The following is a 22,088-nucleotide window of genomic DNA, read 5'->3' as shown; positions in this document are numbered from 1 at the left end:
TGCCGCGCAGGGCACCAGATACATCAACCACTGAAGAGTTTTTGGCCCCCGCCTGTTGGTGCGGGCGGGGGTAGGCCGCTGCACGTCGAAACTAAGCCTTCACGGGCGCGGCGCAACAAAAGCTCGCTTACGGAGCATGAGCAAGAAAATGGCGAAAGATGGCAAGCAGATCAGGGTCGGTGTCGATATCGGCGGCACCTTCACCGACGTTGCAATGGAGGTAGGCGTCACGCTCCATTCGATCAAAGTGCTGACGGACTATTCCTTCCCTGAAAATGCGATCGTCAAGGGGATACATCAGGTTGCCGAGGTCGCGGGAGTGGAGCTCTCCGAAATCGACACGATCATCCACGGCACGACGCTCGCCACCAATGCTCTGATAGAGCGGCGCGGCGCCAGGACCGCCTTCATCACCACCAAGGGTTTTCGCGACGTCATCGAGATGCGGACCGAAAGCCGCTTCGAGCAGTACGACCTCAACATCGTCCTGCCGGCGCCTCTGGTTTCGCGAGATGAGCGCTTCGTGCTCGACGAGCGTATCGGGGCCGACGGATCAGTGTTGAAGGCACTGGACCTCCTCGAGGTCGATGCCCTTTGCGACCGCATCATCGCCGCCGGCTACGAAAGCGTGGCGATCGGTTTCATCCATTCTTACCTCAACGGCGCTCACGAAAAGGTGGTGCGCGAGCGGCTGCTGGCCAGGAAACCGGACATTTCCGTCTCCATCTCCTCGGAAGTCTCGCCGCAGATGCGCGAATTCCAGCGTTTCAACACGGTCTGCGCTAACGCCTTCGTCAAGCCGTTGATGGCATCTTACCTCAATCGCCTCGTCGGGCGGTTGACCGAAGAAGGCACGCGCTGCCAGGTCTTCATGATCCATTCCGGTGGCGGCATCATCAGTATCGAGAGCGCTGTCGAATTTCCGGTTCGCCTGCTCGAATCCGGCCCGGCCGGCGGCGCGATCTTCGCGGCCCACATCGCTAACAGCTATGGTCTCGACCAGGTGCTCTCCTATGACATGGGCGGAACGACCGCCAAGATCTGCCTGATCGAGAAGCAGACGCCGAAGACATCGAAGACGTTTGAGGTCGCCCGAACCTGGCGCTTCAAGAAGGGCAGCGGTATGCCGATCTCCATCCCGGTCATCGAGATGGTCGAGATCGGCGCTGGTGGAGGCTCGATCGCGACGGTCGACAGCATGCGCCAGATCCGCGTCGGTCCACACAGCGCTGGCTCCGAACCGGGCCCCGCCTGCTATGGCCGCGGCGGTGCGAACCCGACGGTTACCGATGCGGACCTGATCCTCGGCCGTCTTGATGCCGAGGAATTTGCCGGTGGCGCAATGAAGCTCGACCGGCCCGCTTCCGACCAGGCCATGCGCGCTGGCCTGGCGGTCAAACTCGACATGGATGAGGTGACGGCCGCTTACGGCCTCAGCGAGGTGGTCGACGAGAACATGAGCAATGCCGCCCGCATGCATGCGGTGGAAAACGGCAAGGAACTCTCCGAATTCACCATGATTGCTTTCGGCGGTGCCGCACCCATTCATGCCGCCCGCCTTTGCGAAAAGCTCGGCATATCGGAACTGCTGATCCCGCCGGGCGCAGGCGTGGGTTCCGCAATCGGCTTCCTGCGTGCCCCCTTCGGTTTCGAATCCGTCCGCAGCGCCTATAGCCGCCTTAGCCGTTTCGATGCGGCAGGTATCAACCAGACGATCGCGGACCTGATTGCGGAAGCAACATCCTTCGTGCGCTCCGGCGCGCCGGATGCCGATCCCGATCTCGAATGCACGGCCTACATGCGTTACGTCGGGCAGGGCTGGGAGGTGCCGGTCACGATCGCGGTGCGTGACTACGTAGATGGCGACGGCGCATTGTTCCGCGAGCTGTTCGATGAACAGTACGAACATTTCTTCGGCCGCGTTATCGATGGTCTCGACGTCGAAATCGTCAGCTGGTCGCTGCGCGCGGCCTCCAAGGTGACCGCGCCGCAACGGATCGGCAAGACTGCCGGGAGAGCCGCGGCGGCCGTCCGCGGCAACCGTGAAATCTTCGATGTCCAGGAGGGCAAGTTCCAGAAGGCCTCGATCGTCTCCCGTAACGAAATGCAGCCGGGCGACTGGGTCTCGGGTCCCGCCGTCATCACCGAACGCGAGACCTCGACCATCATCACGGCGAGCCGCGAAGTCATCATGCAGGCCGATGGCTGCCTGCTGTTACGCGTCAAGCAGACAGCTTGAACGGAGGATTACCCATGAAAACCAACGTACTTTCCGACGTTCACATGCAGATCATGTGGAACCGGTTGATCTCCGTGGTCGAGGAGCAGGCCGTCACCCTCATCCGCACCGCCTTCAGCACCAGCGTGCGTGAATCGGGGGATCTTTCGGCCGGCGTCTTCAACCGCGGCGGCAAGATGATCGCCCAAGCCGTGACCGGCACGCCCGGCCACGTCAACGCCATGGCCGAGGCAGTCGGCCACTTCATCCGTGACATCGGCCCTGAAAACATCTTCGAAGGTGACGTCTACATCACCAACGACCCTTGGAAGGGCACCGGCCACCTGCACGACTTCACCGTCGTCTCGCCCAGCTTCCGCAATGGAGCGCTGGTCGGCTACTTCGCCTGCACGGCGCATGTCGTCGATGTCGGCGGCCGTGGTTTCGGCCCGGATGCCAACGAGGTGTATGAAGAGGGCATCTTCGTTCCGATTATGAAGTTCGCGGAGCGCGGCAAGGTCAACAAGGACCTGGTCAACATCCTGCGCAACAATGTGCGCGAGAGCCACCAGGTGGTCGGCGACGTCTATTCGCTCGCTGCCTGCAACGAGATCGGCCATCGCCGCTTGATGGACATGATGGGCGAGTTCGATCTTGCGGATCTGGAGACGCTGGGCGAATTTATCTTCAAGCGCAGCTACGATGCCACGCTGGAACTGATCGCAGCGCTGCCGAAGGGCACCTATTCGAACGTCATGCGCGTCGACGGCTACGGTTCGCCGATCGATATCGCGGTTCGCCTCGACGTGGCAGAGGACCACATCCTCGCCGATTTCGAGGGAACCTCGCCGCCAAGCCCGAAGGGTATCAACTGCCCGATCATCTATGCCGCGGCCTATGCCTGCTATGGCCTGAAGTGCTCGATCGCACCGGAAATCCCGAACAACCACGCGTCCTTGCTGCCGTTTCGCGTAACCGCGCCTGAAAACTGCATTCTGAACGCGCAGCATCCGGCACCGGTGTCGGTGCGCCACGTGCTCGGTCACCTCGTTCCCGACGCCGTGCTGGGCGCCGTGCACAAGATGCTGCCCGGTCGCGTGCCGGCGGAAGGGGCGGGCGCGCTCTGGAACCTGCATGTCAGCGTTCGCCCGCTGCATGGCGAGCAGGCGCCGGCCGACGGCGGCCAGCGCGCAGAGGTCCTGTTGTTCAACAGCGGCGGCGCGGGTGCCCGTCCGGCGCTCGACGGTCTGAGCGCCACGGCTTTCCCTAGCGGCGTGCATTCGATGTCGATCGAAGCGACGGAGCATGTCGGCCCGGTCATCTTCTGGCGCAAGGAGCTGCGTGACGGTTCCGGTGGCGCCGGCCAGTTCCGCGGTGGGCTCGGCCAGGTGGTGGAAATCTCGCCGACCAAAGGCCACGAAATGCATTTCAATGCCATGTTCGACCGCGTCGAGCATCCGGCATGCGGTCGCGAGGGCGGAGAAAGCGGCGCAGCCGGTGCCGTACTGCTTGACGACGGGACCCGTCTTGCATCCAAGGGGCGCCAGCATGTGCCCGCCGGACGCAGGCTGATCCTGCAGCTGCCGGGTGGCGGCGGCTATGGCCCAGCCGAAAAGCGCGATCCGGATGCTGCCCGGCGTGACAGAGATTTCGACTACGTCATCGCCAAGTAAGACCTTCCGGAGGCCGGGAGGAGCGCAGGCTTCGCCCGGTCCCAGATACCGGAATAACTAGGGGAACCGGAGATGAAATTCGAGAACAAGCGTGCAGCGGGCATAAAGTCGTCGCCAAGCATGGCAATCGCCATGGCCGCCAAGAAACTGCCGGCTGAAGGCCACGACATTATCGATCTGTCTCTGGGCGAGCCGGATTTCGAGCCGCCGGTCCATGTTACCGAAGCAGCCTGCGAAGCCATTCGCAGGGGCAGGGTGCGCTACGGCGCGCCGGCAGGCATGGAGAGCCTGCGCCAGGCGATCGTCGGTAAATTCAAGACCGAGAATGACCTTGATTACACGGTCGACGAGGTCACGGTGGCTAACGGTGCCAAGCAGATACTGTTTGACGTGTTTCTGGCCACGCTGGAGCCGGGCGACGAGGTCATCATTCCCACGCCGTGCTGGGTATCCTACGGCGACATCGTCTCCCTGCATGGTGGCGAGCCGGTCTATATCAATTGCGGACCTGATGCCGGCTTCAAGCTCACCGCCGAGAAACTCGACGCAGCGATCACGCCAAAGACCCGCTGGCTGATGCTGAATTCGCCGTCCAACCCGACCGGTGCGATCTATACGGCTGATGAATACCGGGCACTTGCCGGCGTTCTGGAACGCCACCCTCAGGTGCTGGTGGTCTCGGATGAGATATACGAGCACATCCTTCTCAAGGACGTCCCGTTCGTTTCTTTCGGCCAAGCCTGCCCGGAGTTGCGGGAACGTACGCTGATCGTCAACGGCGTTTCCAAGGCCTATGCGATGACCGGATGGCGCGTCGGCTATGCCGCAGGCCCGAAGGCCTTGATCGCAGCGCTCAACAAGATGCAATCGCAGAGCGTCTCATCGGTTTCGACCGTAGCGCAGGCGGCTGCCCTGGCGGCGATCACCGGTGATCAGGCATTTGTCGGCAAGGCCGCAGAAACCTTCGCCAAACGGGCGAAAATCATTGTCGGACATCTAAGCAAGATCGAAGAGCTCGACTTTACCCCGCCGGACGGTGCCTTTTACGCTTTCATCGGCGTCGAAAGGCTGCTCGGCAAGAAGACGGCGAATGGAGAGATCATCGCCGACGACACGGCGTTCGCCTCGCATCTTCTGCATCGTTTCGGCCTGTCGAGCGTGCCCGGTGCCGCGTTCGGCGCACCGGGGTTCATACGCCTCTCGATCGCGGCCTCCGACCTTGAATTGGAGAGCGCCTGCGCGCGCCTTGCCACCATGGTGCGTTCACTCGAGGGCTGAGCAAAGTCGACAACAACCAGTTTCAATCAGGCCGCATCGGCATTCTTCGCTGCGGCCTCTAACGGAGGGTTACATCCATGAAAACCGAAGACCTGAAGCACGCGCTGGGCGCCGGCCTTCTCTCATTCCCGGTAACGCATTTCGATGCCGAGGGAAACTTCAACGCCAAAAGCTATGCGGAGCATGTCAATTGGCTTTCCGGCTTCGAGGCGGCCACGCTGTTTGCCGCCGGCGGGACGGGCGAGTTCTTTTCGCTGACGCCGGAGGAAATTCCGCAGATCGTACGTGTCGCCAAGGAAGCAGCCGGCAAGACGCCAATCGTATCCGGCTGTGGCTACGGCACCAATATTGCTGTCTCGATTGCCAAATCCGTCGAAAAGGCGGGTGCAGATGGCATCTTGCTGCTGCCGCACTATCTCATCGATGCGCCGCAAGAAGGTCTTTACCGGCATATCAAGGCGGTGTGCCAGGCCACCGGCATGGGTGTGATGGTCTACAACCGCGACAATTCCGTTCTTCAGGCCGATACCCTTGCTCGGCTTTGCGATGAATGCCCGAACCTCGTCGGCTTCAAAGACGGCACTGGCGACATCGGCCTCGTCCGCCAGATTACCGCGAAGATGGGTGATCGCCTGACCTATCTGGGCGGCATGCCGACGGCTGAACTCTTTGCCGAAGCCTATCTCGGAGCCGGCTTCACCACTTATTCTTCCGCCGTCTTCAACTTCGTCCCGGGCCTGGCGCTGGAATTCTACAAGGCACTGCGTGCCGGTGAGCGCGCCAGATGCGAGGAAATCTTGAACGGCTTCTTCTACCCGTTTATGGCGATCCGCAACCGTGCGAAGGGTTATGCCGTGTCCGCCATCAAGGCCGGCGTACGCCTTCAGGGCTTTGATGCAGGTCCCGTTCGCTCGCCGCTGCAGGATCTGACAGCCGAGGAAATTTCGATGATGGAAGCCTTGATTGAGCAACACAAGCGCTAGCCAGGAAAGGGCCATCCATGTCATTGACAGGGGCGGCTCGGCCTGCCGCTATGCGCCAGTTCACCCAGCAGTCGGAGATAACATGACGATCCACCAGAACCTGATTGCCGGCGAATGGGTCGGCAGCGATGCGACCAAAAACATCAACCCGTCCAATACCGGCGACGTAGTGGGCGAGTACGCTCGGGGCTCTGTTGAAGATACCAAGGCGGCAATCGCGGCGGCCAAGGCTGCCTTCCCATCCTGGTCGCGCTCCGGCATCCTCGAGCGCCATGCCATCCTGCGCAAGACCGCCGACGAGATTCTCGCTCGCAGGGACGAAATCGGTCGCCTGCTGTCGCGAGAAGAAGGCAAGACGCTCGCTGAAGGAATCGGCGAGACCGTGCGCGCCGGCCAGATCTTTGATTTTTTCGCAGGCGAGTGCCTGCGCCTTGCCGGCGAGTTGCTGCCCTCGGTGCGCCCGAACATCGGCGTCGAGATTACCCGTGAGCCGGTCGGCGTCGTCGGCGTCATTACGCCGTGGAACTTCCCGATCGCCATCCCCGCCTGGAAGATCGCGCCCGCGCTCTGCTACGGCAACACGGTCGTCTTCAAGCCGGCCGAACTCGTCCCGGGCTGCTCTTGGGCGATCGTCGACATTTTGGTCCGCGCCGGCCTGCCGAAGGGGGTGCTGAACCTTGTCATGGGCAAGGGCTCCGTCGTCGGCCAGACGATGCTCGACAGTCCAGACGTCCATGCCGTCACGTTCACCGGCTCTACCGGTACCGGCAAGCGCGTCGCCACTGCCTCCGTAGAACATAACCGCAAGTACCAGCTCGAAATGGGCGGCAAGAATCCTTTCGTCGTGCTCGACGATGCGGATCTCAATGTCGCGGTCGAAGCTGCCGTCAACTCGGCCTTTTTCTCGACCGGCCAGCGTTGCACGGCCTCCTCGCGAATCATCGTCACGGAAGCTATCCATGACCGGTTCGTTGCCGCCGCGGGCGAGCGCCTGAAAAGCGTCGTAATCGACGATGCCCTGAAGGCAGGCACCCATATCGGTCCGGTCGTCGATGAGACGCAGTTGAAACAGGACACGGATTACATCGAAATCGGCAGACAAGAAGGCGCAAAGCTTGCCTTCGGCGGCGAGCTTCTGAAGCGCGATACGCCTGGCTTCTACCTTCAGCCGGCACTCTTCACTGAGGCGACGAACGACATGCGTATCTCGCGCGAAGAGATTTTTGGCCCAGTTGCCGCGGTCATCCGCGTCAAGGATTATGAGGAGGCGCTGGCCGTCGCCAACGACACGCCATTCGGCCTTTCCTCCGGCATCGCCACGACGAGCCTCAAGCATGCGACGCATTTCAAACGCAATGCGGAAGCCGGCATGGTGATGGTTAACCTGCCGACGGCGGGGGTCGACTTCCATGTGCCGTTCGGGGGCCGCAAAGGCTCGTCGTACGGGTCGCGCGAGCAGGGCAAAAACGCCAACGAGTTCTATACAACCATCAAGACCGCCTACACTTTGGCGTGAAGCCTGAGCAGGCGCAGAAGCAGAGCAAAAGCGAAACTCGCTTAGCCATCCCGGTGCCAAGTAATCCTAGTGGCCGTTCGATTCCGTTGAAGGTGCTAGGCCCGCTTGGCTGCTGTCGGGCTCGAAGCTAACTTAAGTGGCGAATTGGAATCCAACCCATCACGCCTTCCGTGCTCGTGATTTGCACTCGAAAGTCGCATAAAATGCAGTGTGGAAGGCAATCTTCGCTACAGAAATCTCCCGCGATCTGATCAGCATGCTGGGTGCGCCGCAGTTCGCAGCCAAGCATCTTTTCTCTATTTCCCGACGCGAGGTCAGTAAGCTGTATGGCTTTTTGGTGCGGTATCAGCTCTCTGCGAAAATCAACATCGAAAGGCCCCGCCGATGGATGGGGCCTCCGATCTTTAGAACCCGTATTTCGGCGGTGTCGATCCTTCCTTGTAGATCACTGCGGCGTCCGTGGCGCCGTAGGCTGTGTCGGTTTTCTCAAGGATTTTCGTATAGTCGCTTGTCTTGATGAGGTGATCGTAGGCTGCTTTGAGAGCTTCGAGCATCTTTTCCGAATCGAGATTATCCCGATGGCTACTGCTACTCAGAAAATCGTCCTGCCGTCCTCGCGCGACATCCGCTTCAACCAGCAGCCCCGTTACGATGCGTCCGAACCGCTTGAAGCAGTTCTTGCGATAGCGCTGCATCATTTGAGGTGCGGGACAGCAAGACCGCGCCTACCATCTCAGAGAGGGTCCGGAGGGCTTGTGAACGACTGTCCTTTGTCTGCTCTTCGGATGGCGCGTCCAGCAAGCTGGCATAGGCTTGAATCGCCTGCGTGAATACACTGCGGATGTTTTCCGGCTGTCGGGCTGCCTCGCCTGCCAGCGCCGGCAGAAGACATCCCTGAGCTACATTGTCGCGGTGCCTGTCCGACAGGTAAGCGTGGATGAACGCGGCGCGACGATCCGCAGTGTCCTCCAGATAGTCTTCCCAGAAGCCAAATGTCTGCGCAAGCGCAGCCGTACAAGCCTCCTCAACGAGTTGCGCTTTGGAATTGAACTGCTTGTAGAAGCCGCCATGGGTCAGTCCGGCCTCGCTCATCAGATCATTGATAGCCACGCCATCCATGCCCTTCTCGCGAAAGAGGGCGCTGGACATAGATACAACTCGTTCCCGGTTCTGGCGGGCTTGTTCACGGCTCACGCGCATGGCCTTGCTCCAAAAAGATGTTGACTGACATCTAACAGATATTTAGATGTCAAACAACATCTTTAAGGATGCTTGTGGTCCCCGCAGGTGCTGAAGCGGGGCACCCATTCAACATGCGTGGAGAACGAGAATGCCACTTTGGAAAGTTTATCATCCGGTCGGCGCCTATTCGCAGAAAGACAAGAAGGCGATCTCGCAGTCGCTGTCTGACCTCTATGGCCGCATGATGCCGCGCTTCTATGTCGGCGTGATCTTCCAGGAGGTCAGTGCCGACAATTTCTACATTGGGGGAGAGCCTAACGCACAGTTTGTCCGTATCTGGGTCGATCATGTTGCCCGGACCTTCACATCCGATGCAATGAAGGTCGGCTTCTTCAACAGGATCAACGAAATCCTGGCTCCCTGGATCTCGCAACGCGGTTACGACTGGGAAATCCACATCGATGAAACGCCGTTCGATCTCTGGACCATCCAGGGGCATTTTCCACCACGGGAAGGCACCGAAGATGAAAAGCGCTGGATGAGCGAGAACCGCGCTTCTCCCCGCACCCACGCATAGTTCTTCTGGGAGACACAGATGTCTATCATACCAAAAGACGGTCGCATTCTCATCACCGGCGCATCTTCCGGGATCGGAGAAGCGTACGCCATAAAACTTGCCGGACGCGGGCACAAACTGAGCCTTCTCGCGCGGAGAAAGGATCGCCTTGAAGCGCTGGCACAAAGGCTGAGGTCCGATTTCAGCGCTGATGCGGAAACCATTGTCGCTGACCTCGAAGACGCCGTTCATCTCGGCCGCCTAGAAGAGCGCCTTACCCGCGACGACTTCTCTGGCGTTATAAACAATGCCGGTGCTGGCGGTCTCGGTTTCCTTGCAGACTCGTCCACGCAAAGTGTCGAGCGAACCGTTACGTTGAATATCGTTGCTCTTACGCGGTTGTCACGGGCCGCTCTGATTGCTTTCAAACGCAAGAACGCAGGGTTGCTCGTAAATATCGGCTCAGTGCTTGCGCATGCGCCGTCTCCAGGCGGTGCCATCTACAGCGGCTCGAAAGCATTTGTGCTGAACTTCACACGTTCCCTGCAAATGGAATTTGCCGAGACGGATGTGAGTATCCAGCTTGTCATGCCGGGGCCTGTCCGGACTGAATTCTTTTCCAGTCAGGGAATGGACGGATCTGTCTTTCCCGCCGCCGCCTACCTCAGTGCTGATGAACTCGTCGAAGCGGCGTTGGCGGGTCTGGAGAATCGGGAGCTTGTTACCGTACCGTCTCTTCCTGACCTGCAAAGCTGGGAACGCCTGGAGACCATTCGACGGGAATTCCTGGCCGCGACGATGTCAGGCAAAGTCGCTGACCGATATGGGGCTGGAGACCCAGCTTTGGAATAAGTGACAGTTAGCTTGCAAAACGATCGCTACGGGTTTGAGTGGCGACAAACCCGCCCCGGCGGCCCGGTGCTCGGATGCGCAACTTCGAAAGCGCTCTGAAACTCTATTGTATAGGCGCAGGGCGTTATCCGACCACGAGCAGAGGATATTTTGGGGTGCACGGCTTTTTCGTCGTTCCCTCGCTGCGAACGTCAGGACAGTCGTCGCACGCGGCCGGATCGTCCTTTGCTCCTGGAATCGTGCCTCAAACTACGCATTCGCAAGCCGACTGTGGTCTGCGAAGCGTCCTTACTGAATCGATCAGTCCATCTTGTCGTCGAAATTCGTACTATGACCCAAATGCCGCAGTGATATTTTCACTCAGACGATCTCGTAAGGTATTGCACCTCGACTGTGTGGAGTGACCATGATCTTGCGTTTCAATGGTGGTACGGCACGCTGCTGGCAGTTGGTGCGCTCGCAGATGCGGCAGGAGATGCCGATCGGATCGAACGCTGCCCGGTTTCCGAGGTCGATCTTGTCGGCGTAGACGAAGGCGCCGGCATAGGCGATCTCGCATCCGAGCGCGATGGCGTAGCGGCGCTGCGGCGCGTTGAAGCCGCCACCGGCCTTGGCCAGTTCGGTCGCGACGCTGAGATAGCGCACGCCGTCCGGGGTCTCGGCCAATTGACGGATGAGGCGGCCCGGAGTTTCGAATGCCTGATGGACATTCCATAGGGGACAGGCTCCGCCGAAACGGGCGAACTGCAATTTCGCAGCACTGTGACGCTTGGTTATGTTGCCGGCCCGGTCGATGCGGGCGAAGAAGACCGGAACGCCTTTCAGTTCCGGTCGCTGCAGGGTCGAAAGGCGATGTGCGACCTGTTCGATGCTTGCGCCGAAGCGCGCGGCCAGAAGTTCCAGATCATGACGCAGTTCCTTGGCCTCAGAAAGGAACAACTGGTATGGCAGGATCAGTGCGCCGGCAAAATAGTTGTAGAGGCCAATCCTGCATATCTCGAAAGCTTCAGCGGAGCGGAAGTTCGCCTTTCGCGCCAATGCCGTCACTTCTTCACCCATTTCCAACTCGGCGATCTGGAAAGCTATTTGGAAATTGCGGGTTGCAGTTGGCGAATAAGGGTTCAGGAAGAGCAGCTTTGACCTGGCATCGAAGCGCCGGATGATATCCTCGTCTGCCGCCGCGCGTGCCACACGTACCCCGTGCCGGCTTTCAAGATGGGCGCCAAGGGCAGCTCCGGTCTCCCGTTCGCCGATGCCCAATTCGCCGGCCAGCCGCTCGGCTGCGATATCGAGCTCGTGAATATAATTGTCGACGAAATGGAAGAAGTCGCGCACCTCCTCGTAAGGGGTCGGCTCGTTGAATGCGCTCGATTGGCCGAAACGATCATCGAGGCTTGCAAGCTGCTCGCTGCTTCGCCGAAAGGCCTGATGACAGGCAATCAGCGCGCGCGCCAACCCCGGCGCATTCTGGGTGATCAGCTTCAATTCCTGGAGATTGGGCTTGTAGTTGTCGAATACGGGATCGGCCAGCGCCTCGGTGACTGCCGAAAGCAGCCGGTCGTCGTCTCCCAGTGAGATGGCGCCGATATCGATCTGGAAGTTCTCGGCTAAAGCTAGGAGCACTGCCGCCGAAACCGGCCGCTGATTATTCTCGATCTGGTTGAGGTAGCTGGTCGAGATGCCGATGCGCTCGGCAAAGACGGCTTGCGTAACCTTATGAGATTCGCGGATTTCCCGGATCTTGCGGCCTACATAAAGTTTTCGAGTCGCCATGTTTGCAATTTCGCAATTTACAATTTTCAAAACCTTACATTACACAAGCATACCTCTTCAACCATTTCCGCCTAGCCGACCGCGATTTATGGAAGCCACTCGGTGGCCAATCCTATCTCGGGGAGCGAAACGATGACCCTCTACACCGCAATCACGGCGAAATCCGGCGCCCGCCTCACTGCGACCAATGTTCTTGTCGTTGTGGCGGGATCGCTTCTCCTTGCGCTTTCAGCCAAGATTCAGGTGCCGTTCTATCCAATCCCCATGTCCATGCAGACATTCGTCGTCATCGGCCTTGGTTTGGCTCTTGGTTCAAGCCTGGGGTGGTGCACCGTGCTGCTCTATCTTGCCGAAGGTGCGGCTGGTCTGCCGGTTTTCGCCGGCACACCGGAGAAAGGTCTGGGCCTTGCCTATATGACGGGACCGACAGGCGGCTTCCTGATCGGTTTTCTGCTGGCAGCCGCCCTGGCCGGCTGGCTTGCTGAGCGGGGATGGGATCGCAACCCTTTGACCGCAATGGCTGCTGCTCTTCTGGCTGCCGCTGTCATCTATGTGCCGGGCCTGATCTGGCTGGGCAGTGTAATCGGTTTCGACAGGCCGGTTATGCAATTCGGCCTTATCCCTTTCATCCCCGGCGACATCGCCAAGGCATTGCTGGCAGCTCTCGTATTTCCGGTCGCCTGGAAGTGGCTCGACGCGCGGGGCAACCGCTGATGCGCGCCGTTCTCGAACAGCTTGAAGACCGCCGTTCAGAAGCCCGGTTCGGCGGCGGGCAAAAGCGAATCGATGCACAGCATGCCAAGGGCAAGCTGACCGCACGCGAACGCCTCGACGTTCTCCTCGATGAGGGATCGTTCGAGGAATACGACATGTACGTCACCCACCGCGCCACCGATTTCGGCATGGCCGGCCAGAAGGTCGCCGGCGACGGTGTGGTCACCGGCTGGGGAACGATCAACGGCCGTCTGGTCTATGTCTTCTCCCAGGATTTCACCGTTCTCGGCGGCTCGCTGTCGGAAACCCACGCCCAGAAGATATGCAAGATCATGGACATGGCCGTGCGCAACGGCGCGCCGGTGATCGGACTGAACGACAGCGGCGGCGCCCGCATCCAGGAAGGCGTGGCTTCGCTCGCCGGCTATGCCGACGTGTTCAAGCGCAATGTCGATGCCTCGGGCGTCGTGCCGCAGATCTCGGTCATCATGGGACCATGTGCGGGCGGTGCGGTCTACTCGCCCGCCATGACCGATTTCATCTTCATGGTGCGCGACAGTTCCTACATGTTCGTCACCGGTCCGGACGTGGTGAAGACGGTCACCAACGAGATCGTGACGGCCGAAGAGCTCGGCGGCGCACGCACCCATACGGCAAAATCGTCGGTCGCCGACGGCGCCTACGACAACGACATCGAGGCGCTGGAGCAGGTGCGCGCGCTGTTCGATTTCCTGCCGCTCAACAACCGTGAAAAGCCGCCGCTTCGCCCATTCTACGACGACCCGTCGCGGCTGGAAATGCGGCTCGATACGCTCGTGCCGGACAGCGCCAACAAGCCTTACGACATGCGCGAGCTTATTCTGGCGCTGGCCGACGAGAGCGATTTCTTCGAAATCCAGGAAGCATTCGCCAGAAACATCATCACCGGCTTCCTGCGCATCGAAGGCCAGACGGTCGGCGTTGTCGCCAACCAGCCGATGGTACTCGCCGGTTGCCTCGACATCGACAGTTCGCGCAAGGCAGCACGCTTCGTGCGCTTTTGCGACGCCTTCTCCATCCCGATCCTGACGCTGGTCGACGTGCCGGGTTTCCTGCCGGGAACGGCACAGGAATATGGCGGCGTCATAAAGCATGGGGCGAAGCTGCTCTTCGCTTATAGCCAAGCGACCGTGCCGATGGTGACGCTGATCACGCGCAAAGCCTATGGCGGCGCTTACGACGTCATGGCCTCGAAACATATCGGCGCCGACGTCAACTACGCCTGGCCAACCGCAGAAATCGCGGTGATGGGCGCCAAGGGCGCGACCGAAATCCTCTATCGCTCCGAACTTGGCGACAAGGACAAGATCGCCGCCCGTACCAGGGAATATGAAGAGCGTTTCGCCAATCCCTTCGTGGCCGCCGAACGCGGCTTCATCGACGAGGTGATCATGCCGCATTCCTCGCGCCGACGCATCGCCCGCGCCTTTGCTGCGCTACGCGGCAAGAGCGTCGAGACGCGCTGGAAGAAGCACGACACGATACCGCTGTGAGGCCGCAGATGTTCAAGAAAATCCTCATCGCCAATCGCGGCGAAATCGCCTGCCGGGTCATCAAGACGGCGCAGAAGCTCGGCATCGCCACCGTCGCCGTCTATTCGGATGCCGACCGCGAGGCGCTGCATGTGAAGATGGCCGACGAGGCCGTGCATATCGGCCCGCCGCCGTCCAACCAATCCTACATCGTCATCGGCAAGATCCTTGATGCGGTGAAGGCAACCGGGGCGGATGCCGTGCATCCGGGCTACGGCTTCCTGTCGGAGAACGCCAATTTCGCCGAGGCACTGAAGGCTGAAGGCGTTGCCTTCATCGGCCCGCCGCCGGTGGCGATCGAGGCGATGGGCGACAAGATCACCTCCAAGAAGATCGCCGCATCGGCCGGTGTCTCGACGGTGCCCGGCCATATGGGCCTGATCGCGGACGCGGACGAGGCCGTCAAGATCGCCGGCGAGATCGGCTATCCCGTGATGATCAAGGCCTCGGCTGGCGGCGGCGGCAAGGGCATGCGTATTGCCTGGAACGACGCCGAGGCCCGTGAAGGTTTCCAGTCGTCGAAAAATGAGGCGAAATCTTCCTTCGGCGACGATCGCATCTTCATCGAAAAGTTCGTCACCCAGCCGCGCCATATCGAGATTCAGGTGTTGGGCGACCAGCATGGTAATCTCATCTATCTCGGCGAGCGTGAATGCTCGATCCAGCGGCGCAACCAGAAGGTCATCGAGGAAGCTCCCTCGCCATTTCTGGATGCTGCAACACGCAAAGCCATGGGCGAGCAGGCGGTGGCGCTGGCCAAGGCTGTCGGCTATTTCTCGGCAGGCACGGTCGAGTTCATCGTCGATGCCGATAAGAAATTCTACTTCCTCGAAATGAACACACGGCTTCAGGTCGAGCATCCGGTGACGGAGCTGATCACCGGCATCGATCTGGTCGAAGAGATGATCCGCGTTGCCGCTGGCGAAAAGCTGCGCCTCACCCAGTCTGATGTGAAGCTGAATGGCTGGGCGATGGAAAGCCGGCTCTATGCGGAGGATCCCTATCGCAATTTCCTGCCGTCGATCGGACGGCTGAGCCGCTATCGTCCGCCTGCGGAGGGTATTCGCGAAAATAGCATCGTCGTGCGCAACGACACCGGCGTCTTCGAAGGCGGCGAGATATCGATGTATTACGACCCGATGATCGCCAAGCTGTGCACATGGGCGCCCGACAGGCTGACAGCCATCAACGCCATGGGCAAGGCTCTCGACGATTTCGAGGTCGAAGGCATCGGCCACAATCTGCCATTCCTGTCGGCAGTCATGGACCATCCGCGTTTTCGCGAAGGCCGGCTCACCACCGCCTTCATCGCCGAGGAATATCCGGACGGCTTTGCAGGCGTCGAGCCGTCATCGGACGATGCAAGGAAGCTCGCGGCAATCGCTGCTTTCATCAATCTCAGGGCTCAGAAGCGCAGCGTGCTGATTTCCGGGTCAATGGATAATCACCGCCGCATCATTGGCAGCGACTGGGTGGCGACGCTGGCCGGCGACAGCTTTGCAATCACGGTCAGGGAAGAAGGCGGCAAGACCATCGTCAGTTTCGGCGACGGCCCTTCGATCTCGGTCGCCAGCGATTGGCTTCCCGGCCGCAGCCACGCGCAATTCACCGTCGATAATGAGACGATCGGTGTGAAGACCGTGCCTGCTGCAACAGGTATGCGCCTGCGCTGGCGCGGCATGGATGTCGTGGCCTATGTGCGCACCCCGCGCGTTGCCGAACTGGCGTTGCTGATGCCGGAAAAGCTGCCGCCGGATACGTCGAAGATGCTGCTTTGTCCGATGCCCGGCGTGATCACCGCAGTCACCGTAAAGGCTGGAGACCAGGTCGAGGCCGGGCAAGCACTTGCCACTGTGGAAGCCATGAAAATGGAGAACGTGCTGCGCGCCGAGCGTCGGGGCGTCGTGGCGCGCATTGCGGCGGAGGCCGGCGCCAGCCTGGCGGTTGACGAACTCATCATGGAATTCGAGTGAGAGCAAATCGATGAGCGACCGCGTAACCTATGATGACTGGCAGAAACTCGCCGAGCGCGAGTTGAAAGCCTCGCCGGAGAGCATTGTCTGGCAGACGCCGGAAGGCATCGCGGTCAAGCCGCTCTACACGGCCGACGATCTCGAAGGCATAAACCAGCTTGACTCCCTGCCCGGCCTGAAGCCGTTCCTGCGCGGCCCGCGTGCCACCATGTATGCCGGCCGCCCGTGGACGATCCGGCAATATGCCGGCTTTTCGACAGCCGAAGAATCCAATGCCTTCTACCGCAAGGCGCTCGCTGCCGGACAGAAGGGCCTCTCCGTCGCCTTCGATCTCGCCACTCACCGCGGCTACGATTCGGACCATCCGCGCGTCGAAGGCGATGTTGGCAAGGCAGGTGTCGCGATCGACTCGGTCGAGGATATGAAGATCCTGTTCGACGGCATTCCGCTCGAGGAGATGTCGGTTTCGATGACAATGAACGGCGCGGTGATCCCGATCCTCGCCAGTTTCATTGTCGCCGGCGAAGAACAGGGCGTGCCACGCGCTCAACTGTCGGGAACCATCCAGAACGACATTCTCAAGGAGTTCATGGTCCGCAACACCTACATCTACCCGCCTGAGCCCTCGATGCGGATCATCGCCGACATTATCGAATATACAGCCAGGGAGATGCCGAAGTTCAACTCCATCTCCATCTCCGGCTATCACATGCAGGAAGCGGGCTCGACGCTGGTACAGGAACTGGCTTTCACGCTGGCCGACGGGCGCGAATATGTGCGGGCGGCCATCGCCAAGGGCCTGAATGTCGATGAATTCGCCGGCCGACTTTCCTTCTTCTTCGCCATCGGCATGAACTTCTTCATGGAAGCTGCCAAGCTGCGGGCGGCTAGGTTGCTGTGGTCGCGCATCATGGAAGAATTCCAGCCGAAGAAACAGTCGTCGCTGATGCTGCGCACGCATTGCCAGACCTCCGGCGTATCCCTGCAGGAGCAGGACCCATACAACAACATCGTGCGCACCGCCTTCGAGGCCATGTCGGCGGCCCTTGGCGGCACGCAGTCGCTGCACACCAATTCCTTTGACGAGGCGATTGCGCTGCCAACGGAGTTTTCCGCCCGCATCGCCCGCAACACACAGCTCATCCTCCAGCATGAGACTGGCGTCACCAAGGTCGTCGATCCCCTCGCCGGTTCCTACTATGTCGAAAGCCTGACCCATGAGCTGGCTGAAAAGGCCTGGGCGCTGATCGAGGACGTCCAGGCGAGGGGCGGCATGACCAAGGCCGTTGCCACCGGCCTGCCCAAGCGCATGATCGAGGAAGCTGCGACCCGCCGACAGGCCGCCGTCGACAAAGGCGAGGAAGTCATCGTCGGCGTCAACAAATACCGCCTCGAGACCGAAGACCAGATCGACATTCTCGACATCGACAACGCCGCCGTACGGCTGTCGCAGATTGCCCGCATCGAGCGGACGAAACGGCAGCGCGATCCCAATCGAGTAGCCGAAACGCTCGCTGCACTTGGCGAAGTTGCGGCCAGCGGCCAAGGGAATATCCTAGAAGCGGCAGTGGAGGCAGTGCGTGCCCGAGCCACAGTCGGGGAAATTTCCGACGCCATGCGCAAGGTCTTCGGCGACCATACCGCCGTTCCGGAAGTGGTCCGCAAGGTCTATGGCAAGGCCTATGACAGCGAACCGGAGTTCAAGACGCTGGTTTCCCGTCTCGAAAATTTTTCAAACTCGCTCGGTGGCAAGCCGAAGATCATGGTCGCAAAGCTCGGTCAGGACGGACATGACCGCGGCGCCAAGATCATCGCCTCCGCCTTCGGCGATATCGGCTTCGACGTCGTTGCAGGGCCGCTGTTCCAGACGCCGATTGAGGCAGCCGATCTGGCCATCGCCTCGAAAGTGCATGTCGTCGGCGTCTCTTCGCTGGCGGCCGGCCACAAGACGCTGCTGCCGCAACTGGTCGACGCGTTGAAGCAGAAGGGCGCTGAGAACGTCATCGTGATCTGCGGCGGTGTCGTGCCGCGCCAGGACTATCAGTTCCTGCTCGACCATGGCGTAGTGGCGGTGTTCGGGCCTGGCACCAATGTGCTCGACGCTGCGCGCGCCGTACTTGATCTTATGGAGGGTAAGCGTCGGAACACCTGACCTGGAAGCATTCGGGAAAAGAACGGTTAGCGTTCTCGGCGAGGTGGAAGACACGAATATGCGCTGTAAGGCCGCCTAACGGTGGCAAGTCTCGCGGACTTTTTTCGTCAATCCCGAAGAACCGGTATGGATGGCTCGGCTGCTGGTCCTCTGCCCGCCTCGCCGTTCGCGCAAACTCACCCCTCGACATGAAGGATCGTCTGAAGGACAGGGGATGTCGCTGGTTGGGCGGTAGCGACGGACGGCATGCTGGGTCGAAATCGACAAGGCCCTCTACGACGACGAGCTCCGCTATCTCCGTACGGATATCTACGCTTGGGAGGACACAGGGCCTTTCTCACCTTTCCTGCGCTAATGCTTAGGATTCGCCAAGCTCCGCATGCAACTTGGCTGGCGTTCTTCTATTGCAAATCCTGCTGGTGGTCATGAGATGGTGCATTTGCGACAGATCCGGTTTCGATCGTGAGCGCAGCGGACATCCTCGTGGTTGCCGTTGGGCGCCCTGAAATGATTCCGGGCAATTGGGTGAAGCCGGGTGCCACGGTAATCGATGTCGGTATCAATCGCATAGAGCGCGATGGAAAGCCGAAGCTGGTCGGCGACGTTGATTTCGAGAGTGCCGCCGCTGTGGCAGGTGCGATCACCCCGGTGCCCGGTGGGGTGGGTCCCATGACCATCGCTTGCCTGCTGGTTAACACCCTCACTGCCTGCTGCCGTGCCCATGGTCTCGGCGAGCCGGATATCCTTTCAGCTTGAAAGTGCTGCTACGCCGTTCTAGGACGTGCCCGATGACCTTCCAGGAGATTTCATGACTCAGTTTGCCCTAGCCGTGACTTGCCCGTCCACACGCGGGATCGTTGCCGCTATCACCACCTACCTGACTGAGAATGGATGCAACATAACCGACAGTTCGCAATTCGATGACAGCGAGAGCGGCAATTTCTTCATGCGGACCAGCTTCAAGTCGGAAACTGGCGCCGATCTCGCTGGCTTACGCGCCGGATTTGCAGCGACCGCCAAGTCGTTCGGCATGACCTATGCCTTCCATGACGAGACCGAGAGGATGAAGGTCGTGATCATGGTTTCGCGCTTTGGCCATTGCCTGAACGATCTGCTCTACCGCTGGCGGATCGGCGCATTACCGATCGACATCGTGGCGGTGATCTCCAACCATATGGATTACCAGAAAGTGGTCGTGAACCACGATATTCCGTTTCACTGCATCAAGGTGACGAAGGCCAACAAGACCGAAGCCGAGATGATGCAGATGCGCATTGTCGAGGAAGTCGGTGCGGAATTGATCGTTCTCGCGCGCTACATGCAGGTGCTGTCGGATGAGATGTGCCGGAAGATGTCGGGGCGGATCATCAATATCCACCATTCTTTCCTGCCGAGCTTCAAGGGAGCCAATCCCTACAAGCAGGCCCATGATCGGGGCGTGAAGCTGATCGGCGCCACGTCGCATTACGTCACCGCAGATCTCGACGAGGGTCCGATCATCGATCAGGACACTGTCCGGGTGACGCATGCCCAGAGCCCAAGCGATTATGTTTCGCTTGGTCGCGATGTGGAAAGCCAGGTGTTGGCCCGTGCGATCCATGCACATATTCATCGCCGCGTCTTCCTCAACGGTGATCGAACCGTCGTTTTTCCGGCCTCACCCGGATCCTATGCTTCCGAGCGGATGGGGTAAGGGCTGTCGGCAAGCGCTACGGCAGACTTTTGACAGCCGAATAAAAAAATGCGCCGTACTTGTCAGGTACGGCGCATTTTTTTTAGAAAACATACGCTCGGCGTAGTCGCGAATAGCCGGCCTATACCGCTGCAACCAGTTGCACTTCCACGGGGGAATTGCCCGGCAGCGTCGCGACGCCGACTGCTGCGCGGCTGCCTATTCCCCGCTCGCCAAGCCTGGATTTCAGAAACTCGGACGCGAAGTCCGCCAGCTTCGAGTGTGCCGTAAAACCGGGCTCGGCAGCGATGTAGACCGTGAGGCTCAGGATGGCGGAAAGGCTTTCGCCCTCCGCAAGCTGCGCTTCGGCTGCCGCCAGCGCGTTGCTGCAGGCCAGGATCATCGCGTCCTTATGTAGGCCTGGGTCTGCATCGGCGAGCACTGGTCCGGTAAATTGCAGTACGCCATCCTTGCGCGGGGTCATTCCGGCCGTGAATATCATGCTGCCGTGCCGTGTCGCGGGGAGGTACAACCCCTGCGGCACCGGGTTCTTTTTATCCGCCGCGTTGCCGATCATGCGCGGTACCGGTCGACAAGGGTTACGAGACGCTTGGAGGCTGCAACGGCAGCGGCGTGGTCCTGCGAGAAGTTCAGGCGCACACTGCTTTCGGAAAACGGGCTGAACTCTGTTCCCGGTGTCACTATGACACCTGCTTGCAGGCGCAGGATACGGACAAAATCGTTGCCCGCCACGGACAGATGCGGCAGTGCCGGAAAAATGTAGCTACCTGCTTCGGTCGTACGGACTTGAATGCCTGAAGTCGCGCGGAAAACCTTCAACAGATCATCGCGGATCGCCTGGTGCTTGCGAATGCGCTCGTCCATCCATCCAGCCGGTTCGTTGAACCAGGTGCGCAAAACGGCCTGGCTATAGCCGCCGGCACGCAGCGATACGATTGCCTGCAGTTTCTCCATTCGGGAGATGATTTCCTTTGAGCCAAAGGCTACCCCCAGCCGATAGCCGCTGAGCGATTCCGTCTTTGACGGGCCCATGATGGTCACGACATTTTCCGCATCCACCTGCTGTGCGCGTAGGTGCGTATAATTCACGCCAGAATACAGAAGGCGCGAATAGAGCTGATCGACGATGACTGTCGCGTTGTATCGGCTCGCCAGAACAGCAATCTCTTCAATCTCTTCGCGAGAATAGACGACGCCGACCGGATTGTTGGGGTTCGAGAACAGAAACACCTTTGCCCCCGATTTGAACGCGTCTTCCAACTGGCCAAGATCGAGACCCGCAGCACCCTCGGTCGTCGCATAATCCATTCGAACGGGGATCATTTTTCCTTCGCAGAATTCCACCAGTTTGCGGTTGGCAAAATAATCGGGCTGGACGATCGCCACCTTGTCGCCCTGCGATACGGTCGAGGCGACGGCCAGGAATAGCGCGCCCTGGGTGCCGGGGGTAATGATCATGCCATCGCGGGCATCGACAGGCGTTCCGGTGAAGCTGGCCAGCCGCTCGGCGAGTTCTTCGCGGATACCCAGATCGCCGCGGTATTCTGTGTAAGCCTGCTTGCCGCCGGCTTCGACACCTGCTGAAAAGACCTCGAATGAGTGGGGTGTTGGGGTGAACGCGTCCACATCACCGTGCGAGAAGTCCACCGGCCGCCCGGCGATCGTGTCACCACGCAACACTGAGTCGAGGCTGCCGGACAGTTGGCGCACCTCTTGTCCGGGCGCTGCGTCAGTGCCGAGGCGGCTGAATTTACTCTGGATGGTCATGGAAACTCCCGATTGACAGCCCTTCGGCTGCTGGAACGCGACGCCACTCTATGGCCTATATGAAACAATAAAATATGCTTGCCTCTTTCTTTAGAAGATAGAAAAAGTAAGGGGCTGTCCTAGGAGATTTGTTCTCTTAGGATGGCATGATGCGGTTAAAGCACTCGAAACTCACGATAATTCAGAC

General features: G+C 59.9%; 17 protein-coding genes and 1 pseudogene. 13 read left to right on the top strand and 5 right to left on the bottom strand.

Annotated elements, in window-relative coordinates; genetic code table 11:
- Positions 1-148 precede the first annotated feature (148 nt).
- From WBQ96_RS07815 to WBQ96_RS07795, 5 genes are all read left to right on the top strand, one after another.
- Complete coding sequence (locus tag WBQ96_RS07815; RefSeq protein WP_165119431.1) at positions 149-2,239, top strand: hydantoinase/oxoprolinase family protein; 2,091 nt, start codon at positions 149-151, stop codon at positions 2,237-2,239.
- 14 nt (positions 2,240-2,253) lie between these two features.
- Complete coding sequence (locus tag WBQ96_RS07810; RefSeq protein WP_336548978.1) at positions 2,254-3,891, top strand: hydantoinase B/oxoprolinase family protein; 1,638 nt, start codon at positions 2,254-2,256, stop codon at positions 3,889-3,891.
- Positions 3,892-3,963: 72 nt separating this feature from the next.
- Positions 3,964-5,169, top strand: coding sequence for a pyridoxal phosphate-dependent aminotransferase (locus WBQ96_RS07805; RefSeq protein ID WP_336548977.1), 1,206 nt, complete (start codon positions 3,964-3,966; stop codon positions 5,167-5,169).
- A 77-nt stretch (positions 5,170-5,246) separates the two neighbouring features.
- On the top strand, positions 5,247-6,152 hold the full coding sequence (kdgD, locus tag WBQ96_RS07800) for a 5-dehydro-4-deoxyglucarate dehydratase (protein WP_165119434.1): 906 nt from the start codon (positions 5,247-5,249) through the stop codon (positions 6,150-6,152).
- An 82-nt stretch (positions 6,153-6,234) separates the two neighbouring features.
- Complete coding sequence (locus WBQ96_RS07795) at positions 6,235-7,668, top strand: aldehyde dehydrogenase family protein (RefSeq protein ID WP_165119435.1); 1,434 nt, start codon at positions 6,235-6,237, stop codon at positions 7,666-7,668.
- Between the two features lie 404 nt (positions 7,669-8,072).
- Here the strand turns inward: WBQ96_RS07795 and WBQ96_RS07790 are convergent, their stop codons facing one another.
- Together WBQ96_RS07790 and WBQ96_RS07785 are read right to left on the bottom strand one after the other, a co-directional pair.
- A complete protein-coding gene (locus tag WBQ96_RS07790) occupies positions 8,073-8,222 on the bottom strand; it encodes a hypothetical protein (protein WP_165119436.1) in 150 nt (49 codons plus the stop codon).
- Positions 8,223-8,298: 76 nt separating this feature from the next.
- The gene (locus tag WBQ96_RS07785; protein ID WP_165119437.1) at positions 8,299-8,868 is read right to left on the bottom strand and encodes a TetR/AcrR family transcriptional regulator; all 570 of its coding nucleotides are present in this window, start codon (positions 8,866-8,868) and stop codon (positions 8,299-8,301) included.
- Between the two features lie 130 nt (positions 8,869-8,998).
- Here WBQ96_RS07785 and WBQ96_RS07780 point away from each other — a divergent pair, with 130 nt between their 5' ends.
- Both WBQ96_RS07780 and WBQ96_RS07775 read left to right on the top strand, forming a co-directional pair.
- Positions 8,999-9,427 carry a tautomerase family protein gene (locus WBQ96_RS07780; RefSeq protein WP_336548972.1) on the top strand — a complete coding sequence of 143 codons (429 nt, stop codon included), beginning with the start codon at positions 8,999-9,001 and terminating at the stop codon, positions 9,425-9,427.
- Between the two features lie 18 nt (positions 9,428-9,445).
- On the top strand, positions 9,446-10,258 hold the full coding sequence (locus tag WBQ96_RS07775; protein WP_165119439.1) for an SDR family NAD(P)-dependent oxidoreductase: 813 nt from the start codon (positions 9,446-9,448) through the stop codon (positions 10,256-10,258).
- Positions 10,259-10,618: 360 nt separating this feature from the next.
- Here WBQ96_RS07775 and WBQ96_RS07770 read toward each other — a convergent pair whose 3' ends face one another.
- On the bottom strand, positions 10,619-12,031 hold the full coding sequence (locus tag WBQ96_RS07770) for a helix-turn-helix domain-containing protein (protein WP_165119440.1): 1,413 nt from the start codon (positions 12,029-12,031) through the stop codon (positions 10,619-10,621).
- A 132-nt stretch (positions 12,032-12,163) separates the two neighbouring features.
- On the opposite strand from WBQ96_RS07770, the gene WBQ96_RS07765 reads away from it, so the two are divergent.
- The 6 genes and pseudogenes from WBQ96_RS07765 (at position 12,164) to purU (ending at position 20,134) form a co-directional block, all read left to right on the top strand.
- Positions 12,164-12,745: a biotin transporter BioY gene (locus WBQ96_RS07765; protein WP_165119441.1), complete on the top strand. Its 582-nt coding sequence runs from the start codon at positions 12,164-12,166 to the stop codon at positions 12,743-12,745.
- Positions 12,745-14,277: an acyl-CoA carboxylase subunit beta gene (locus WBQ96_RS07760; RefSeq protein ID WP_165119442.1), complete on the top strand. Its 1,533-nt coding sequence runs from the start codon at positions 12,745-12,747 to the stop codon at positions 14,275-14,277. Before WBQ96_RS07765 ends, WBQ96_RS07760 begins: the two co-directional genes overlap by 1 nt.
- A gap of 8 nt (positions 14,278-14,285) precedes the next feature.
- Positions 14,286-16,289 (top strand): acetyl/propionyl/methylcrotonyl-CoA carboxylase subunit alpha, encoded by a 2,004-nt coding sequence (locus tag WBQ96_RS07755; protein WP_336548965.1) that lies wholly within the window; start codon positions 14,286-14,288, stop codon positions 16,287-16,289.
- Between the two features lie 10 nt (positions 16,290-16,299).
- Positions 16,300-18,441 (top strand): methylmalonyl-CoA mutase, encoded by a 2,142-nt coding sequence (scpA, locus tag WBQ96_RS07750; protein ID WP_336548963.1) that lies wholly within the window; start codon positions 16,300-16,302, stop codon positions 18,439-18,441.
- Positions 18,442-18,900: 459 nt separating this feature from the next.
- Positions 18,901-19,197: pseudogene (locus tag WBQ96_RS07745) on the top strand (bifunctional methylenetetrahydrofolate dehydrogenase/methenyltetrahydrofolate cyclohydrolase); the annotation flags it as partial.
- Between the two features lie 52 nt (positions 19,198-19,249).
- Positions 19,250-20,134 carry a formyltetrahydrofolate deformylase gene (gene purU, locus WBQ96_RS07740; RefSeq protein ID WP_165119445.1) on the top strand — a complete coding sequence of 295 codons (885 nt, stop codon included), beginning with the start codon at positions 19,250-19,252 and terminating at the stop codon, positions 20,132-20,134.
- Positions 20,135-20,255: 121 nt separating this feature from the next.
- On the opposite strand, the gene WBQ96_RS07735 is transcribed toward purU, so the two are convergent.
- Complete coding sequence (locus tag WBQ96_RS07735) at positions 20,256-20,690, bottom strand: RidA family protein (RefSeq protein WP_165119446.1); 435 nt, start codon at positions 20,688-20,690, stop codon at positions 20,256-20,258.
- Entirely contained in the window at positions 20,687-21,901 is a 1,215-nt protein-coding gene (locus tag WBQ96_RS07730; RefSeq protein ID WP_336548960.1) for a pyridoxal phosphate-dependent aminotransferase, read from the bottom strand. Before WBQ96_RS07730 ends, WBQ96_RS07735 begins: the two co-directional genes overlap by 4 nt.
- Between the last annotated feature and the right edge of the window lie 187 nt (positions 21,902-22,088).

The organism is Mesorhizobium sp. CCNWLY176 (assembly GCF_037153935.1).
Lineage (GTDB): Bacteria > Pseudomonadota > Alphaproteobacteria > Rhizobiales > Rhizobiaceae > Mesorhizobium_M > Mesorhizobium_M zhangyense.
This window is presented reverse-complemented; position numbering and strand designations above follow the sequence as displayed.

Excerpts from the sequence above, each read along its gene's own strand:
- WBQ96_RS07815 (WP_165119431.1), top strand. The coding sequence starts at position 149 with ATGGCGAAAGATGGCAAGCAGATCAGGGTCGGTGTCGATATCGGCGGC.
- WBQ96_RS07760 (WP_165119442.1), top strand. The coding sequence starts at position 12,745 with ATGCGCGCCGTTCTCGAACAGCTTGAAGACCGCCGTTCAGAAGCCCGG.
- WBQ96_RS07735 (WP_165119446.1), bottom strand. The coding sequence starts at position 20,690 with ATGATCGGCAACGCGGCGGATAAAAAGAACCCGGTGCCGCAGGGGTTG.
- WBQ96_RS07805 (WP_336548977.1), top strand. The coding sequence starts at position 3,964 with ATGAAATTCGAGAACAAGCGTGCAGCGGGCATAAAGTCGTCGCCAAGC.
- WBQ96_RS07770 (WP_165119440.1), bottom strand. The coding sequence starts at position 12,031 with ATGGCGACTCGAAAACTTTATGTAGGCCGCAAGATCCGGGAAATCCGC.
- WBQ96_RS07780 (WP_336548972.1), top strand. The coding sequence starts at position 8,999 with ATGCCACTTTGGAAAGTTTATCATCCGGTCGGCGCCTATTCGCAGAAA.
- scpA (WP_336548963.1), top strand. The coding sequence starts at position 16,300 with ATGAGCGACCGCGTAACCTATGATGACTGGCAGAAACTCGCCGAGCGC.
- WBQ96_RS07795 (WP_165119435.1), top strand. The coding sequence starts at position 6,235 with ATGACGATCCACCAGAACCTGATTGCCGGCGAATGGGTCGGCAGCGAT.
- WBQ96_RS07775 (WP_165119439.1), top strand. The coding sequence starts at position 9,446 with ATGTCTATCATACCAAAAGACGGTCGCATTCTCATCACCGGCGCATCT.
- WBQ96_RS07730 (WP_336548960.1), bottom strand. The coding sequence starts at position 21,901 with ATGACCATCCAGAGTAAATTCAGCCGCCTCGGCACTGACGCAGCGCCC.
- kdgD (WP_165119434.1), top strand. The coding sequence starts at position 5,247 with ATGAAAACCGAAGACCTGAAGCACGCGCTGGGCGCCGGCCTTCTCTCA.
- purU (WP_165119445.1), top strand. The coding sequence starts at position 19,250 with ATGACTCAGTTTGCCCTAGCCGTGACTTGCCCGTCCACACGCGGGATC.
- WBQ96_RS07790 (WP_165119436.1), bottom strand. The coding sequence starts at position 8,222 with ATGCTCGAAGCTCTCAAAGCAGCCTACGATCACCTCATCAAGACAAGC.
- WBQ96_RS07755 (WP_336548965.1), top strand. The coding sequence starts at position 14,286 with ATGTTCAAGAAAATCCTCATCGCCAATCGCGGCGAAATCGCCTGCCGG.
- WBQ96_RS07785 (WP_165119437.1), bottom strand. The coding sequence starts at position 8,868 with ATGCGCGTGAGCCGTGAACAAGCCCGCCAGAACCGGGAACGAGTTGTA.
- WBQ96_RS07810 (WP_336548978.1), top strand. The coding sequence starts at position 2,254 with ATGAAAACCAACGTACTTTCCGACGTTCACATGCAGATCATGTGGAAC.
- WBQ96_RS07765 (WP_165119441.1), top strand. The coding sequence starts at position 12,164 with ATGACCCTCTACACCGCAATCACGGCGAAATCCGGCGCCCGCCTCACT.